This window comes from Thalassospira sp. NFXS8 (genome assembly GCF_040148805.1).
Classification (GTDB): Bacteria; Pseudomonadota; Alphaproteobacteria; order Rhodospirillales; family Thalassospiraceae; genus Thalassospira.
In genome coordinates this window covers 1223240-1240595 of the sequence record NZ_JAGEMF010000001.1, presented here as the reverse complement: position 1 = coordinate 1240595, position 17356 = coordinate 1223240, and the positions used below count along the sequence as shown (strand labels likewise).

The following is a 17356-nucleotide window of genomic DNA, read 5'->3' as shown; positions in this document are numbered from 1 at the left end:
CGACACGCCGGGATGGCCGGTATTATTGGGAATTTGAAGGTGTAAGGGCGATGATAAAAAGACATTCTTTAAAGCGCGAATACCGGAATTGATCAGGTATCGGGCTGTGCCCGGTAAAGGCCGGTGCCGGGATTGCGGTTGTCAAACCGTGAAGTGATACCGGATTAATGTTTAGTCCAGTGTTGAAAGGGCGGTATCGACAAAATCGCGCATGGTGTCTTCGTCGGCGGCGCGGCGGGCCATTAATTGTAATCCCTGCAGGGAACCTGCGAGAAACCGGGCCAGGGCGCGGATGTTTTTGGTGTCGGAGATGGTTTTTTGCGCCTGTGCGCGAACCAGTGCATCAACAAACAAAAGTTCGGTACGTTTAAACGACTGGCGGGCAATGGCGGCGGTTTCGGCATCGTGGGGGGCCAGTTCCATGCCGGAATTAACCATCAGGCAGCCCTTGTTGCGGCCTTCAGCCAGACCATTTCGCATAACACTGCGAAATGTCTCGACAATTGCCTGTCGGCCATCTTGCATTTCAACAAGTTTGGCAAACCGCGCCGCCGAGATCGTTCGAATGTAATGGTCCAGAACCCGCAAAAACAGGGCTTTTTTGTCGCCGAAACTGGCATACATGCTAGCGCGGTTCAGGCCGGTTTCGTTAACCAGATCCTGTACCGAGGTGCCTTCAAACCCCTTGTGCCAAAATACGTTCATGGCGTTATCAAGAACGTTGTCTTCGTCAAAGGCGCGAGGACGGGCCATTTTATGGTGCTCACAAGGATGTTACGATGTGGAAAGTGGTATTACCATAAAGGGGTAACATATATGGATCAAGCGTTCTGACCCTCGCGCGTTTCACATTCAGGCGATTTTTTCCCAAGTGACAAAGCTAAATCCCGGACCACTTTCAGGGGTGGGGCGATCGTCACGGTTAATTTCCTGCCATTCTGTATTTGCAAGCGGTGGAAGAAACGTATCGCCATCAAATTCGTCGTGAACTTCGGTAATTTCATAACGCGTGGTAAAGGGCAGGGCCAGTTTGTAAATTTGTGCCCCGCCAGCAATGATAACTTCGTTCACACCATCGCGAATGGCGATGTCATCTGCGGTCTGAATGGCTGTTTCGATATCATGGCACACAATGACGCGCTCATCGGCAAAGGACCAGCTTTTGTCGCGGGTGACGACAATAGATGTGCGACCGGGCAGTGGTTTGCCAATTGATTCAAACGTTACCCGCCCCATGATCATAGGTTTGCCGCGCGTCAGGGCCTTGAAATGTTTCAAATCCTCGGGAATATCCCACGGCATCCAGCCTTTGGTACCAATGGCGCGGTTTTGTGAAACGGCAACCACTGCAACCCGGTTGATTTTGCGATTGTCCATTATACAGCTACCTTGCCCGCAATATGCGGGTGCGGGTCGTAATTGTTCAGGGTGAAATCACTGTATTTGAAATCAAATATCGATTTTACAGTCGGGTTGATTTGCATCTGCGGTAACGGGCGGGGTGTGCGTGCCAATTGCAATTCCACCTGTTCAAGGTGGTTGGTATAAAGGTGGGCATCGCCCAGCGTATGGACAAAATCGCCCGGTTCCAGGTCGCAAACCTGTGCCACCATCAAGGTCAGCAGGGCATAGGATGCAATATTGAATGGCACACCCAGGAAAATGTCGGCGCTGCGTTGATAAAGCTGGCACGACAATTTGCCATCGGCGACATAGAATTGAAACAGGCAGTGGCAGGGGGGCAGGGCCATGTCGGGCACATCGGCCACATTCCATGCCGATACGATCAGGCGGCGGGAATCGGGCGTGGTTTTGATTTGGTTGATCAGGGTGCTGATCTGATCGACGGTTTCACCATTCGCCCCCCGCCAGGATCGCCATTGACCCCCATAAACCGGGCCAAGGTCGCCATTTTCGTCGGCCCATTCGTTCCAGATTCGAACACCATTATCTTGCAAATACTTGACGTTGGTGTCGCCAGCCAAAAACCACAGCAATTCATGAATGATCGATTTCAGGTGCAGTTTTTTGGTCGTGACCATCGGAAAGCCTGCCGACAGGTCAAACCGCATCTGATGGCCAAAAATGGAAATTGTGCCGGTGCCGGTACGGTCTTCCTTGCGGGTGCCGGTGTCGCGCACCAGACGCATCAGATCAAGATATTGCTGCATGCCGTGTCTGTCCTGGGTAGTCGTGTTTTTGGGGAATCTGTTTTGGCGCAGGATAGACAGGCACGCGCCCATGTGCAACGCCTGAGAGGCCCTGCACAGGATGGTCTGAAATGTTCCCGCAATGTGATAAAAAGTTTTCGGGCAAAACCCCTTGTGAAGCGGGGGTAGTTTCCCCTATATAAGGGCTGTCAGCGCAAGCTGACTATGGCGTTACACGACTTGACAGAATAGACATTACGGACCCGGGGGCGGTACCCGGCGGCTCCACCAACCTTTCGATTTCGTCCGACTCAGGCGATGTTCGTGGGGCCGAAACAGGATCGACGTGTGTAGTAAAAGTCTATGTTGGCGCTCGGCATGGTACCACCGATATCGGGCCAATGTTTGTAAACGCAAACGATAACAATGCTCCGGTTGCTGTTGCTGCGTAAGCGGCACTAGCACCAAAGCGAAATTCCGGTTGCCGGGAGCGGTAACCTGGTGGGGGACGGGGCACCTAGCAACAGAACGCCCCATTTTCTCCCCGTTTTGAAAATGTTGATGCGTGAAGTGATTGCCACGCTCTTGTAATTCTCTCACGCTTGTTTATGAATAGAAGCTGACAAATGCGCCATTGGGGATGGTGGCGCATAGGAGTGACGGGCCGGGCCCGCCAGAAACAGGATTTTCGATGCACGAACCGGAAGAATTCCGATACGATTTGATGGTCGATCAGGCGCTGCGCGGCGTGGTAAAACAAATTCTTACCCGCGTGGCCAAAGAGGGCCTTTTCGGCGAGCATCATTACTATGTCACGTTCCAGACCAATCACCCCGGTGTCGAGCTGCCTGAAAACCAGCGCAAGGCGCACCCGGATAATATCACGGTGGTTGTGCAGCATCGATTCTGGGACATGACGGTAACCGACGACTATTTTTCTGTCGGAATGAGCTTTGACGGTATGCCAACCGTGGTTGTTGTGCCCTTTGATGCAATGCTGGCATTTGTCGATCCGTCGGCCAACTTCATGCTGACTTTCAGTGTTGAAGAAGAAATGGACGACGAGGATTTCGAAGATGCCGAAGAGCTTGAAGAACCAGCAAAATTGAGCGCTGAACCGGCATCCCGGTCCAAGCCTGCGCCCGAATCGGGTGAAAGTGGCGAAGTCATCGCGCTTGATGCGTTTCGAAAGAAGTAATCACCCCCTGCTGCGGGACGGATTGACGAATAAGAAGAAACGGACGGTTAATTATTGACCGTCCGTTTTTGTTGTTTAAAGGGCTTCTTCGATGAAACCTTTGACTTCATCGTAAAGGCCATCTGAATGTTCAGACAGATTTTGCGAGAAGTCTGACAGGCGGGTACCTTGCTCGGCGGTTTTTTCCGAGAGTTTGTCAAGTCGTGCGAGATCGGCTGTAATGGTGCTTATGCCGTTTGCGACGGAAAGGATGTTGGCGGCAATTTCCTGAGAGGCGGCGTGCTGCTGCTCAACAACGGCACTCAGGTTTTCTGCGATTTCTTCATTGGTTTCGATCACCTTGCGGGTGTCGGTCAATTCGGAAACCACACGCGCGGTGTTCTCGCGAATTGCGGCAATGCGGTCTGTAATATCCTTGGTTGACCGGGCTGTTTGAGTGGCCAGCGATTTGACTTCGCCTGCAACAACGGCAAAGCCCTTGCCGGCATCACCGGCCCGCGCGGCTTCAATGGTGGCATTTAGCGCCAAAAGATTGGTCTGGTTGGCAATATCCTGAATAATTTTGACAACGGAGCCGATTTCTTCGACCGCACCGGAAAGCGTGTTCATGACCTCGCCGGTATCGTTCATTTCCGACACAGCGCGATTGGCAACTTCGGTCAGGCGGTCGATCTGCGATGAAATTTCGCTGATCGACTGGGTCATTTCTTCGGATGCGGTGGAAACATGATTTGCCCGTTGTGCGGTGCTGTCGCCTTCCTCGCGAATTTTACCGGCCAGTTCCGAACCGTCTGAGGAGTTTTCGGCAAGGTCGTTTGACAATGTATTGAGGTTTTCTGCGGCCTCGCGGACTTTCTCTGACAGGCTAACGCAGGTGCGGCCCATTTTGACCTGATCGGTAATGACTTCGCCGCTCATGATAAAGCCGGTTGCTGTGTCATCTTCGTCCATAAGGGGCGTTACCGTTATCATCAGTGTATGGTCGTCAAGACGGACACGTTGATAAATGGGCATTTCATTCAGGCGATTGCCTAAATTGGCGAATTGTTTGCGGTCAAATATCTTGTTGAGCTGGGCAATTGGCGTGTCGATCAGTTTTGAAAAATTCACATCTTCGGTTTTTAAAAGCGTTTCGGCAAATTCGCGCGAAATGAAGAGAATTTTACCGGCTAGATCGCATGTCACGATATTGTACGGAATTGAGTTGATCAGGTCTTTGTAAAAAGAATTTTGTCGATCTGCTGCCAATTTTGTATGAATTTCTGCAGCATCATGGGCATTCGAATTCGCATTCGCGCGAAAGAATTTAAGCATAGACCCCGGTCCTTCAATAGAACATTTTGTGGTAAAGACGCGGATAGTCGTGCTGTGCGGGGGTGCTATTCAAGTTAAAATTACGATTGATTATCAAGTTTTGAAATCAATCGGTTATCGTGCCATTTGTTCTATACTTAAGGGAATGTATTTTAATACTTGAGCGACTTTTTTTATAACCGATTGTGCTTGTGCGTTATTGGTGAAAATTGACGACTCGACAGCTCGTAAGCGGGAGAATTGCGGGTTTTTTGGGCTTCAAATACGTGGCGTTTTGATGCAGCAGGCGCTATGTTCTGCACCAGCAAAGCAAAAAATAATCCACCTTGTTTTTGAGAGAGACGGAAGCCTTCCATGAGTGATTTTGTCTATAAAGCCATGTTCGAGCAGGGCAAGGATGCCACGCCATATCGCAAGATTGGTGATGAAGGTATCGAAACCCTTGATGTTAACGGTGAAACCTTTTTGAAGGTGGCACCCGAAGCGATTGAAAAGCTGACCCTGCAGGCGTTTTTTGATTGTTCGCATTTGTTGCGCCCCGGCCATCTTGAACAGTTGCGTAAAATTCTGGATGACCCGGAAGCAACGGAAAATGACAAATTTGTCGCCATGGATTTGCTGAAAAACGCCAATATCGCCTCGGGCGGGGTGTTGCCAATGTGCCAGGATACCGGCACCGCCATTGTCATGGGCAAACGCGGGGGCCGCGTTATTACCGATGGCCATGATGAAGAAGCAGTTTCAAAAGGCATCTGGCGGGCTTATCAGGAACATAACCTGCGTTATTCGCAGGTTTCCCCGGTAAATATGTTTGAAGAAAAAAACACCGGTTCCAACCTGCCAGCCCAGATCGATTTATACGCAACGCCGGGCAATGAATATAAATTCATGTTCATGGCAAAGGGCGGCGGATCAGCCAACAAAACCTTCCTGTTTCAGCAAACCAAGGCGTTGTTGAACCCCGAAAGCCTGCGCAAATTTCTGGACGAAAAAATCCGTACGCTGGGCACCTCGGCTTGCCCGCCCTATCACCTTGCCATCGTGATTGGCGGAACATCGGCCGAAGCCACCCTGAAAACCGTTAAAATGGCATCGGCCCGTTATTACGATAACCTGCCGACCGAAGGCGGTAATGATGGCCAGGCCTACCGTGACCTTGAATGGGAACAGAAGGTTCTGGAAATGACCCGCGAAATGGGCATTGGCGCACAGTTTGGCGGCAAGTATTTCTGCCATGATGTGCGGGTTATTCGCTTGCCACGCCACGGGGCAAGCTGCCCGGTGGGCATTGGGGTGTCGTGCTCGGCCGACCGTCAGGTTCTGGGTAAAATCACGGCGGATGGTATCTTTATCGAGGATCTGGAACATAACCCGGCGAAATACTTGCCCGAGGTTTCGGACGAACATCTTGATGATAACGTCGTTAAGGTCGATTTGAACCGCCCGATGGACGAAGTCCGCAAGCAGCTGTCGCAATATCCGGTTAAAACCCGTCTGGCATTGACCGGCAAGGTGATTGTGGCGCGCGATATTGCCCATGCCAAAATCAAGGAACGCCTTGATGCGGGCGAAGGCATGCCGGAATACCTTAAAAATCACCCGGTTTATTATGCAGGCCCGGCCAAAACGCCGGAAGGCATGCCGTCCGGCTCGTTCGGGCCGACCACGGCAGGACGTATGGACGCCTATGTTGACATGTTCCAGGAACATGGCGGGTCATTTGTGATGCTGGCCAAAGGTAACCGGTCCAAACAGGTCAAGGATGCCTGCCAGAAATATGGCGGTTTCTATCTTGGCTCTATCGGGGGTCCGGCTGCACGTCTGGCGCAGGATTGCATCAAGAAGGTCGAGGTGCTGGAATATCCCGAACTGGGCATGGAAGCGGTTTGGCAGATCGAGGTTGAGGATTTCCCGGCTTTCATCGTGATTGATGACAAGGGCAATGATTTCTTTGCCGAATTTGGCATCTGATGACGGTGCCTTCGGGCATATATTATCAAACGGGGCAGAACCATTTTCTGCCCCGTTTTGTTTTGCAAGAATGATCGGCTGGTTTTTCTGCCTGCATCACAGGTCGCCGGCCAGCCCTAATTTTCAGGATACGCCCCATGTCCCGCCTTTCAAATCCGCCCCGGCCTTCTGCGCCTGCGGTGCCCCCACCGGTTGAAAACCGGTTGCTGGGAATCATTTGCGCCATTGTAACCGTAACCATCTGGGCGTTATGGGTGGTGGCAACACGTTATGCGGTGACAACCCGGTTTACAGCGGTTGATATCGGCTTGATCCGTTTTGTCGTGCCGTTTTTGGTGCTGGCACCGGTATGGCTGAAACGTGGCATTTGGCCACGCGGCTTGCCGGTCATACCCGGTTTGCTGATTGTGGGCGGGTCCGGCGTTACCTATTCGCTGGTAGTGGCAACGGCGCTTAAATTTGCCCCGGCATCACATGTGGGCACGCTGTTGCCCGGTATCATGTCGATCTGGGCGGTGCTGATTGGTGTTGCCGTGTTTGGGGAAAAACCCGGTTTGATCCGCTGGGTTGGCTATGGCGTTATTGCGGTGGGCATTGCCATTTTAACTGCCTTGCAACCGGGCGAGGCTGATCAGGCTTCTGTCATTATCGGTTATGCCTTGCTGGTGGGCGCAGCTTTGATGTGGGCGTGTTATACGCATGCGCTGCGCCGTTCCGGGCTGACCGCGATTGATGCGGCGGCATTTACCGGCTTTTGGTCCTTTGTCAGCTTTGCCGTTATTGCGCTGTTTACCGGCACCACCATTGCCGATGCACCGATAAACGACCTGTTGGTGCAATTGCTGTTTCAGGGTGTGTTATCGGGCGTGGTGGCGGTTGTTACCTATGGGATTGCGGTGCGCAATATTGGTTCAACCGGGGCGGCGGCCTTTGGCGCACTAACACCGGCTTTTGCTGCGCTTGGGGGCGTGTTTTTGCTGGGTGAACTGGGTAGCATCAGCCTGATACTCGCGGTTGCCCTGGTTATTGCCGGGGTGATGATTGCCTCAGGCGTTGCCAGCAAACTGTTGCGGCGTTAACTGGTCGGTATTCCCCGGCGAAACACAAACGGCTGGCGCGATGCCAGCCGTTTTGCTTTGGGCCTTACGTCATATCACGGTTGTCAGCTTGTCGGCGTAAAACGCGCCACGGCCTTTGCCAGCGGCGGGCCGATTAGCAACACCATAAAAAACCGGGCCGATTGCATGACCAGAATAAAGGGTAAATCGACATGGGTGCTTGCGGCAATAATCGCGACGGAATCCAGCCCGCCGGGGCTGGTGGCAAGATAGGCGGTTAACGGGTCCACGCCCAGGAAATGCACCAGAAACACCGAAATGCCCGCGCAAAAACCAATCAGCACCACAATGGAAAGCAGGATTTTGGGCAGGGCATGGGCCGCATGGTGCAGCACGGACGGGGTAAATTTTAACCCGATGCTCCAACCGATCATGGCATAGGTTATCCCCAGAAACCATTCGGGCAATTCCACATCCAGCCAGCCATTGATATGCAGCACCATCACCACAATCATCGGTACCAGCAACGCGCCCGACGGGATGCGCAACAAAACGCCAATGGTTGCAGCCGCGGCCGCGACCAGCAAGGTCAGGCCGAAATTGCCAAGGTCAAAGGCCGGGAACCAGTCATGGACCGGTACTGCTGCGCCGGGCGGCAGGCTGCTGGCAACCCAGAAATTTGCCACCATCGACGCCACGGTAACCACACATACCACGCGCACATATTGCATGAAGGCAACCAGTCGGGCATCGGCGCCAAAGGCCTCGGCCATAATGACCATTGCCGATGCAGCCCCGGGCGATGAGCCCCAAATACCGACAGTGCCGGGCAATACCCGGCGAATGCATAAAATCCAGCCCAGAAAACTGCTGGCGAGCAGGGTTAAAAAGGTAATCCCGATCACCAGCGGCCAGTCATCGAGAAAAGATGTAATGATGGCCGCGGTCATTGATCCACCAATCATCGCGCCCAAAACCGATTGCGCCGATAAAAAGCCAATTCTGGGAATGCGAATGGTGGCACTGTTTGTACCCATCACAATGCCCACAATCATCGGACCTAACAACAAGGCTGCCGGGATATGTCCCTGATGCAGGATGATGCCCACAATAACAGAACTGCCCAGCAAAATTGCCCATTGAAGGGCTTCTGGCAGTTTGCCAAGCCGCCGAATGGGGGACTTGTCCAACGGGATGTTGTTGCCTGTTTTATTATCGTTAGCGTCGTTTTCAGTGTTGGCGTTTTGATACGATGACGATGATGGATCGCCCTGGGGACTATTGGCTGACGGCGATGATTTTGGTGTGATGTCGGGCAAGTCGTGGGGCAAAGTCATTTTCCGTATTAGGGCGCAAAACGGGGGCTTTTACGCGGTGATAGCGGTTTTGGCTGGTGGCTTTAATGTAATGTCAGCGGCAGAACAGAAAATTTCAGATGTGTTTTTGTAGGGCTGTTATGGCGAAATGTTGCAATGGGGCTCGGGTGTTATTCATACCAAAACCCGATAGCTGCGCATTATAGTATAAACGTAACTAATCACGCACGAGCAATGCCATTGCAAGAGGGGGGCGTTGCCGATTTTGATCTCGCGGTGCAAAATTATAAAAATGTAAATTGCGACCACCAATGCTGATGGGGGTTTTTGCGCTGTTTGGGTGTTGGTGCCGTAAATAATGGCCCGTTTATTTTAAGGGACCGCAAGGCACAGTTTAACCGACGATCCCCATTGCCGGAGGCCCGACTGTTACCGGCAATGGGGGGGATGTTGGGTGCGGCCGTATTTATCAGGCCGGGGTGTGGCATACCGCTTCGACATTGTTGCCATCGGCATCAATGACAAAGGCGCCATAATAATTTTCGTGGTAATGCGGCCGCAAGCCAGGTGCGCCATTGTCAGTTGCACCTGCGGCGATGGCTGCGTGGTAAAAGGCATCCACGGCCGCACGTGACTGTGCGGCAAAAGCAATGTGCGCGCCATACGTGTTTGGCGTTTTCATTTCCCCGCCCGATATCCAGAAAAAAGGTTTGCCGTTATTCCCGAACCCGGTGTGGGGATAGTTGCCTGTTTGCTCGGCTGTGACTTCCATGACGATGGAAATATCCAGCGGTGCCAGAACCGAAAGGTAAAAGCCGCGCGCTTTTGCATAGTCGTTAACGCGAATTCCCAGATGGTCGATCATTTGAAATTTCCTGCCATGTTTAACCTTGAAAAGCCGGTTTATCATACCCCTCCTGACAGGAGCCTGTCAGGAGGGGTATGATACGGTGCAGCGAGATTGATAAAAAGCGGAAAACCAATATGAGACGCGCCGACAGACTGTTTCGCCTTGTTCAGATTTTGCGCCGACGCAAACTTAGCCGGGCCCGTGAACTGGCCGAGGAACTTGAGGTTTCGGAACGCACCATTTATCGCGACATTCGCGATCTGGCGGCATCCGGTGTCCCGGTTGAGGGGGAGGCCGGCGTTGGCTATATTCTGCGCGATGGTTATGATTTGCCGCCATTAATGTTTGATGCCGAAGAAATAGAGGCACTGGTGGTGGGCGCACGCATGGTGCAAAGCTGGACCGACCCGCAAATGGCGCGGGCCGCCAGCGACGCCCTGTCCAAGATAGAAGCCGTCGTTCCCGAACGGTTGCGTGGTTTGATTGGCGGTATTCCCATTGCCGTTGCCGATATCCCCCAGGAGCCGATTTCTGTTTCAATGCCGGTTTTGGGCCGCGCCATTCGCGAACGCAGCATGATCAATATTGATTATACCGATGTTAAAGGTGCATTGACGCAGCGTCGGGTTTGGCCGTTGGGAATGCTGTTTTTCGGATCGGTATGGCTGTTGGCGGGCTGGTGCGAGTTACGCAATGCCTTTCGGGTTTTTCGGGCGGACCGTATCGTGACCATGGATGTTTTAAACGAACGTTACCGGCCTACGCCGGGCCGAACCCTGCGCGATTATCTGATTTCCGAAGGGGTGGAAGGCGAGGTGTTAAATGGCCTTGGCCGTTAATGAATTTATGGTCATGGTGACCGAGCTGTTAGCCCCCCTTGGTGTGATCAGGGCAAAGCGGCTGTTTGGCGGCTGGGGTCTTTATTGTGACGGTATTGTTTTTGCCCTTGTTGCGCAGGATGTTTTGTTCCTGAAGGGTGACGATCAGTGCCGGCACCTGTATGAAGCTGAAAATATGGCGCCGTTTCGTCCGCATGGCCCCGATGGCATCTGTATTGCCTATTTCGAGGTGCCGGGCGACTGGCTGGAAGATGAAGATCTTGTTTTGCCATTTGCCCGCATTGCTTTTGATGCCGGGTTACGGGCTGCTGCAGCCAAAAATGCCAAACCGGCCAAAACGCGAAAACCCCGTCAAAAACGGAAAGTCTGAGCAGGTGTAATGCTGGTGGTGCGGGGGGCTGGCCTGTTGTCATTGGGTCACAAATGGCATATGGGCCGGGAAGATTGCAAAAATGTCGTTTTTTGCAACGTCGGCTGATTATTTTGTTGGGCCTAAAGTATGCTTTCTTTATGCTGGAAAACTTATACGATGTGATAGGATTGGCCCTTTGCCAAAGGGCTAGGGCGATCGCCGTAATCGGCCCCTTTAATCGTGACAGGACGTTTATCCCATAAACCCTGTCTCCAGAGTGAGAGCAAGTTTGTGCCCCTGACAGAGCAGGTAAAGAGCTTTGTTGAACTGTTCCGGTTGCGCCGTGACCGCCCGGAACTGTTGCGTGCGCAGGTCAGTGGGCTGACAGGGCAAATACCCATGATGTATTTGCTGCTTGTGACAAATTCACTTGCGTTGGCCTATACCCATTATGATCAGGCACCGTTTTTTCTGACAGTTGTTCTTCCGGCAATTTTAACTGTTCTTTGTCTTGTACGGTCCATCAGCTGGATGCGGGCGAAAGCCGTCCTTGATGATCCCGAAGCAATTATCAGTGTCCTGAAACGCATTCGTATTATGTCGGTGGTGGTCAGTGTTTTGTTCGCCGCATGGGGGCTGGCACTTTATTATTACGGCGATAGCCTGCACCGTGGGCATGTTGCCTATTTTGCATCAATAACGGCGATCGGCTGTATTCTTTGCCTGTTTCAGTTCCCGGCGGCTGCCCTGTTGGTTGTTATTGTGGTTTTGGGCAGTTATGCCGGGTTTTTTGCTTTTAGCGGCACGCCGGTTTATCTGGCGATTTCGTTAAATATGGGAACGGTTCTTGCCGTTATCGTCTATTTTATTCGGAATTATTATTTGTCGTTTTCGGCCCTGTTGCAGTCGCAACTGGTATTGGAAGAAAAACACCGCCAAACCCTGGAATTAAGCCAGCAAAACGAAAAACTGGCCCATTGTGACGCCCTTACCGGCCTTGCCAATCGTCGTGATTATTTTAACTGCCTGAACACAATGATTACGGAGGCAGAACGCGGCCTGCGTGATGCTGGCGGGGGGCTCAAATCCGGGCGATTTGCTGTTTTCCTGATTGATCTTGATGGTTTTAAACCGGTTAACGATGTGCATGGGCACATGGTTGGGGACGAAATTTTAATCAGTGCCGGCCAGCGGATTTGTACTGTTCTGGGGGAAGGGGGCTATGTCGCGCGGCTGGGCGGCGACGAATTTGGTGTTATCTTGCGCGATTACGATAACGAAGACATGCTTGAAGGTCTGTCTTCGCGCATTTGTGCCAGCCTTAATACACCGTTTGAAAGCGTGGGTGGCCCGGTTCAACTTTCAGGTACGGTTGGTATTGCGACCTTCCCGGCGGCGGCCCGCACGGCGACGGGCCTGTTTGAGCGCGCGGATTTTGCCCTTTATCATGCCAAGCGTAATAATCGCGGCACGGCGGTGTTGTTTGCGGCCCGGCACGAAACCATTATCCGCCAGGAATCGCGCATTGAACAGGGCTTGCGCCAGGCCGAACTGGAAAGCGAGATGTCGCTGGTTTTTCAGCCGCTTTACAATCTTGAAACCGGCGAGATTTATTCGGTTGAGGCATTGGCGCGCTGGAACAGCCCGGAACTGGGTTTTGTTGCCCCGGATGTTTTTTTTCCTATGGCGGAAAAAACCGGCCGGGTGAATGACCTGACGCGCAATTTGTTTAATCGCCTTCTGCGCGAAGTGGCCAGCTGGCCTGACCATATCGGGTTTTCATTTAATTTGTCAGCGCATGATCTGGCCGTGCCGGAAATGATGAACTGGCTGATCCATCGTATTAAACAAAGCGGGATTGAACCCCGGCGTATTACGTTTGAAGTCACAGAAACGGCCATCTTGCGAGACTTCGATGCCGGCCGCCAACATATCGATACGTTGCGGCAGTGTGGGGCGCGGGTTGCACTGGATGATTTCGGGATTGGATTTTCAAGCCTGCGCTATCTCCACGAACTCGATATTGACTGCCTTAAAATAGACCGCAGTTTTATAACGCCCATTGTGACCAATCCTCGTAGCCAGCGTATTGTCAAAACCGTTTTTGATATGTGCGAAAATTTTGGTATCGATTGTGTGGTTGAAGGGGTCGAAACAAGCGAACAATGCGATGTGTTGCGACATTTCGGCGCGCGTTATGCCCAGGGCTATCTGTTTGCCCGGCCTGCAACTGAATTTTCGTTTGAGCCTCTTGCCAGTTTACCGGCCCAGCCTGTTCTTTTTAAGGTTTAGCAACAAACCGACCTGTTTATGGTCGGCACCATATTTTGCCAGATCTTTCCGTACCTCCTTGTTCTCATATCAAAGAAAAATGTCGCCGGTGTATGAAGTTGGGTTACCTGCCTGTTTGTCGTGGCGGTACGGCCATAACGTTGTGCCAAATTTTCCTTTGGCATGGCGGCGTCGCGCGGGCTGTAAAGCCCTTGCCAATCGGTTAAGGGATTTGTTGATCGGTTTTGATTGACAGGGAGTGAGGTAATATATTGAAATTAAAAATTAATTTGTTCTTTTTGATGTTTATGCCGGTAAATTGCCGCGTCGTTTTTATTTTGAATACACAGGCGCCAGGGCGCGGACTGTAAGTATTTGAAACGACTCGTATATTTTTTCAATGTTGCTTGATTTCTGCCGAGTCGTTACCATCCCGCATCTTTATTTGCATTCGGGATGCCGACCGCGATGGCGCACATGCAGCCGACTGTTCACCTGTTAGCGTTACCTGACGCCCGGTCTGCCGACCTGGCGGCGGAAACGCGTTTGCGTTTGCGCCAGTTGATTGACAGTCTGCCCGATATTCCGGCGCGATTGCGGGTTATGGGGCATGGGTTGCTGGATGTGGGCCAGGTGGATTTGGCCCTGAATTGCTTTGGCCGGGCATTGCTGGCCGATGATCTTGACGATGCAACCCATTTGGGGCTGGTACGGACATATTTGCAAAAAGGCAATCGCGACCAGGCAATGGCACATCTTGAAATCGCCATCAGCCTGCGCCCTGAAATGCGCGATCTGCGGGTTATTTTGGCCGACCTTTTGTGTGACCGTCATCATCTGCGCAGCGCGCTGGACCAATTGGCGCAGGTTTTGGCCGACGAGCCAACCCATGCCGGCGCGCGCCGGGGGCTTGCCAATATTTTACAAAATTTTGTAGCAGCGGGGCATGTAAACAGCGCCACCCCGGATGTATCAAAAGCGGTGCCGTTAAATGATACAGAGTATGTTGTTTCGGGTGCCGACAGCGAAAAAAACCACACCGGCCCGGTCTCTGGCGTGATGGTCTGGAACATAGAAACGGCTTTTGTTCCCCAAAACGGGCAGCCCGCGCCCCATGCATGGTATTGGTGCGAACCGTTTCATCCCGCCATATCATAAAGTCGTAAAGCCTGAATATTTGGGTATTGGGCTTCGTTCCCCGTTTGCGATTTTGCCGGTTTGGCAGGGAGCAACGGGAGTGTTCGGGCTGTTCAGGTTTCCACAATGTGCCTGTCTGGTAATATGCTTTAATCGGGTGTTTGTGGTTGCAGGGTAATCAGGGTGAAATCATCGGTCAGGTCACGCGGTGTATGGTCGTAAAAATAATCGGTTACCTGTGACGCCAGATCGGCATTTCCACCCGGGCGCATAAGGATATTTTGCAGCACATCGCGCAGGCGTTCGGGATCAAGCATATTGCCGTCATTGAACGGTGTTTCAATCAGGGCGTCGCTATAAAGCATCAGGAAACAGTCGTCGGAAAACGGGGTTTCCCGGGTTTCATAGCGTGCATCATTGGTGACGCCTAATGGCACACCCGACCCATTTAGAAATTCAAAATCATAGCCATTTTTCTTGCCAATGATTGGCGATGTTGACGCGGCACAGGCATAGCGAAATACCGCTTTTTTGCGATCAATGATGCCATAGAGCATGGTCGCATACTGCCCCACCGGCAGCAGGCGTTTAAGTTGAACATTGAGGGCTTCAAGATAGCTGCCGGGGTCGTGCAGGTCTTCGTCTTCGGACCACATCAGCGAATGCAGGCGAAAGGTGTTTAAAGCAGCCCCGATGCCGTGCCCGGCGAAATCGACCAGATAAATGGCCAGCCGGTCTTTATCAAGGGGGGCAAGGCCCCATATATCGCCGCCCAGTTCCGATGACATTTGAAAAGTGGCGCTGATTGACAGGCCATAATCACGGCCAACGGTACGGTAATAATCGGGCCGTGGCACCAGCATGGACTGCATATCATGCGCCAACACAAGTTCGGACTGTGTTCTGTCGCGATAGGCGCGCAATTGTTTGACCAGAATACGATGTTCAAGATGGATGCGAACCCGGGCCAGCAATTCTGATTTGTTAAGTGGTTTCAGGATCAGGTCGGTTGCGCCATCCTGAAAAATCCGGGTTCGGCCTTCGTTTTCTTCCAGTGCTGTTTGCGCAATAATCGGAATTTCGGCATATAGGGGATCGCTGCGTAATTCCTTGCACACCCCATAACCATCCATCCCCGGCATGATAATGTCGAGAATGATCAGGTCTGGCTGATTACGTCGCACCTGATCGATTGTGTCGTTGCCGTCACGGGCAAATACCAGGTTGGTAAACCCTTCGGCCCGTAAATAGGACGCAACAATTTCACGCGAGATCATGGTGTCGTCCGCGATCAGGATCCGGGCGTGATGCAATTCGTCACTTTCGTCGGCAATGTTGCGTGCCACGGCAGCATGATTGGTACTGCTATCATATATTTTGACGGTTTCGGGGGCCGGGTTGGCGGCGGGTTTGGCCGGCGCTGGCGGGCGACCGGTCAATGACCCTGGCGATATTGATGATGTTGACGTTTTCACCAATGGCGGGCGGGGTGGGGCAGTCATGTCAGGGGTCGTTGAGACGGCGTCACCGGAAAAACGCATGCGAATGGTGCGGCCACCCCGTTCAAATTTAAGGTCGTGACATAATGTTTTGATCAGCGAAAGACCCCGGCCAAAGGTCGAATCGCTGCCCGGCATTGCTGTCAGGTCTGTATTTTGCGGCGGGGTAAAACCGCGCCCCTGATCATGGATAAAAATTTCGACCCCGCCGGTTTCAAGCTGGCGCGCAGCCAGAATAATCGCACGGTTGCCATAGTGCGGGTCGGCCAGACGGTCGCGGGTTGTTTGTTCCAGCGCGTTGAATTTTTCCATCGACAAATGGCCGGTGGTGTCTATTTCCATGTTGCCGTGCAGCAGCGAATTGGAAAAGGCTTCCTGAACCGCAATTTCAAGCGTCGGGGCTATTTTGTCGTGCAGGACGTTGCGCCGCCTGAGCGCGGTGACAAATTTTCGCGCAATGGGCAAATGGTAGGCGCTTTGTGTCGACAGGCAGGTCAGCAAATCCCATTGCGGGCCGGGATAAGGGCGGCGTAACGGGCTTAAATCCCGCAGGTCAAGGCCTTCAAAGGCTTCGATAAAGTAATTGCAGTTCAGGCGCGGCAATGCACCCAGCCAATCCGGCGTTACCAGGTTGGGCAAAAAACATGCCTGATACCGAAGTTCACGCGGAAAATCCTCTATACCTGCCCCATGCAGGAAATCGGTGTCAGTAACGTCTTCGGGGGCAAACACATCCGGGCCAAACGTGACTTTTCTGGCGATTTCGATACTGGCATTACCGGCAATTGCCACGCGATGGGACATCTGCATGGGCCTTTGTGTCGGTAAGTCGGGGTTGGCGGGCATGGATCAATCTTCCATTTGAAACAGCGTATCGAAGCGGGCAACCTCCAGCATTCGTTTCACCTGGCCTTTGGCCCCGCGAAGAATAACGGTTGCGCGTTTTTTTTCGCCTTCATCGCGCGCCAGTAACAGCATCCCCAACCCGGCAGAATCAATAAACTCGATACCGGAAAGATCAAAAATCTGGGTGGTTGCGGTTTGGGTCGTGATTTCGTCGATCAATTTGCGAAATACGGTATGATCGCTAAATGTGAAGCGGCCGGTCATTTCGGTGGTGATGGTGGTATCGTTTTGTTGCGTTTTGTAATTCACGCTGTCTTCCTCCTGATCGGGTCACGTCACGAAAAATATTTCGAAAACTGTTCAATTGCCTGTTTATATTTTAGCCGAATTTTGTGCCGTCGCCTACATTCGCTCATGTGAAGATTTCGATCACACGGGATCAGGATGCCCTGGCCCCAGCTTGCCAGAAATCAGGCCGGGCAGGTATATGAAATTTAGGGATATTTCTGGTAAAATATTCCCGTTTGTTGCGCCTGTTTGATATTGTTGCGTTTA

15 protein-coding genes and 1 other RNA gene are annotated in these 17356 nt (G+C 52.3%); 8 read left to right on the top strand and 8 right to left on the bottom strand.

Translation table 11 applies throughout. The annotated features are described in order from the left end of the window. Positions 1–171: 171 nt before the first annotated feature. The 3 genes from J4E05_RS05665 to J4E05_RS05655 form a co-directional block, all read right to left on the bottom strand. Entirely contained in the window at positions 172–753 is a 582-nt protein-coding gene (locus J4E05_RS05665) for a TetR/AcrR family transcriptional regulator (RefSeq protein WP_085589289.1), read from the bottom strand. A 99-nt stretch (positions 754–852) separates the two neighbouring features. Then, a complete protein-coding gene (locus J4E05_RS05660) occupies positions 853–1377 on the bottom strand; it encodes a dihydrofolate reductase (RefSeq protein WP_349593178.1) in 525 nt (174 codons plus the stop codon). Beyond that, positions 1377–2171 carry a thymidylate synthase gene (locus tag J4E05_RS05655; protein ID WP_349593175.1) on the bottom strand — a complete coding sequence of 265 codons (795 nt, stop codon included), beginning with the start codon at positions 2169–2171 and terminating at the stop codon, positions 1377–1379. The genes J4E05_RS05660 and J4E05_RS05655 overlap by 1 nt, the downstream gene beginning before the upstream one ends. 147 nt (positions 2172–2318) lie before the next feature. On the opposite strand from J4E05_RS05655, the gene ssrA reads away from it, so the two are divergent. Together ssrA and J4E05_RS05645 are read left to right on the top strand one after the other, a co-directional pair. After that, positions 2319–2688: a transfer-messenger RNA gene (ssrA, locus tag J4E05_RS05650) on the top strand. Between the two features lie 153 nt (positions 2689–2841). Further along, entirely contained in the window at positions 2842–3348 is a 507-nt protein-coding gene (locus J4E05_RS05645) for an SspB family protein (RefSeq protein ID WP_085589295.1), read from the top strand. 75 nt (positions 3349–3423) lie between these two features. Here J4E05_RS05645 and J4E05_RS05640 read toward each other — a convergent pair whose 3' ends face one another. Next, positions 3424–4533, bottom strand: a complete 1110-nt coding sequence (locus tag J4E05_RS05640; RefSeq protein ID WP_349593172.1) for a methyl-accepting chemotaxis protein — start codon at positions 4531–4533, stop codon at positions 3424–3426. Positions 4534–5016: 483 nt separating this feature from the next. Between J4E05_RS05640 and J4E05_RS05635 the strand changes: the two genes are divergently transcribed. Together J4E05_RS05635 and J4E05_RS05630 are read left to right on the top strand one after the other, a co-directional pair. Further along, on the top strand, positions 5017–6633 hold the full coding sequence (locus J4E05_RS05635; protein ID WP_349593169.1) for a fumarate hydratase: 1617 nt from the start codon (positions 5017–5019) through the stop codon (positions 6631–6633). Positions 6634–6770: 137 nt separating this feature from the next. Next, a complete protein-coding gene (locus J4E05_RS05630; protein WP_349593167.1) occupies positions 6771–7712 on the top strand; it encodes a DMT family transporter in 942 nt (313 codons plus the stop codon). Positions 7713–7795: 83 nt separating this feature from the next. On the opposite strand, the gene J4E05_RS05625 is transcribed toward J4E05_RS05630, so the two are convergent. Together J4E05_RS05625 and J4E05_RS05620 are read right to left on the bottom strand one after the other, a co-directional pair. Continuing rightward, a complete protein-coding gene (locus tag J4E05_RS05625) occupies positions 7796–9028 on the bottom strand; it encodes an AbrB family transcriptional regulator (RefSeq protein ID WP_349593164.1) in 1233 nt (410 codons plus the stop codon). 448 nt (positions 9029–9476) lie between these two features. Next, positions 9477–9872: a VOC family protein gene (locus J4E05_RS05620; protein WP_349593161.1), complete on the bottom strand. Its 396-nt coding sequence runs from the start codon at positions 9870–9872 to the stop codon at positions 9477–9479. Between the two features lie 119 nt (positions 9873–9991). Between J4E05_RS05620 and J4E05_RS05615 the strand changes: the two genes are divergently transcribed. From J4E05_RS05615 to J4E05_RS05600, 4 genes are all read left to right on the top strand, one after another. Beyond that, positions 9992–10696 carry a helix-turn-helix transcriptional regulator gene (locus J4E05_RS05615; RefSeq protein WP_349593159.1) on the top strand — a complete coding sequence of 235 codons (705 nt, stop codon included), beginning with the start codon at positions 9992–9994 and terminating at the stop codon, positions 10694–10696. After that, complete coding sequence (locus J4E05_RS05610) at positions 10680–11066, top strand: TfoX/Sxy family protein (RefSeq protein WP_349593156.1); 387 nt, start codon at positions 10680–10682, stop codon at positions 11064–11066. The genes J4E05_RS05615 and J4E05_RS05610 overlap by 17 nt, the downstream gene beginning before the upstream one ends. A gap of 273 nt (positions 11067–11339) precedes the next feature. Continuing rightward, positions 11340–13340, top strand: a complete 2001-nt coding sequence (locus J4E05_RS05605; protein ID WP_349593153.1) for a putative bifunctional diguanylate cyclase/phosphodiesterase — start codon at positions 11340–11342, stop codon at positions 13338–13340. A 447-nt stretch (positions 13341–13787) separates the two neighbouring features. Next, the gene (locus J4E05_RS05600) at positions 13788–14477 is read left to right on the top strand and encodes a tetratricopeptide repeat protein (RefSeq protein ID WP_349593150.1); all 690 of its coding nucleotides are present in this window, start codon (positions 13788–13790) and stop codon (positions 14475–14477) included. Between the two features lie 128 nt (positions 14478–14605). Here J4E05_RS05600 and J4E05_RS05595 read toward each other — a convergent pair whose 3' ends face one another. Both J4E05_RS05595 and J4E05_RS05590 read right to left on the bottom strand, forming a co-directional pair. Next, positions 14606–16759: a SpoIIE family protein phosphatase gene (locus J4E05_RS05595; RefSeq protein ID WP_349593147.1), complete on the bottom strand. Its 2154-nt coding sequence runs from the start codon at positions 16757–16759 to the stop codon at positions 14606–14608. A 45-nt stretch (positions 16760–16804) separates the two neighbouring features. Beyond that, entirely contained in the window at positions 16805–17110 is a 306-nt protein-coding gene (locus J4E05_RS05590; RefSeq protein WP_085589310.1) for an STAS domain-containing protein, read from the bottom strand. Between the last annotated feature and the right edge of the window lie 246 nt (positions 17111–17356).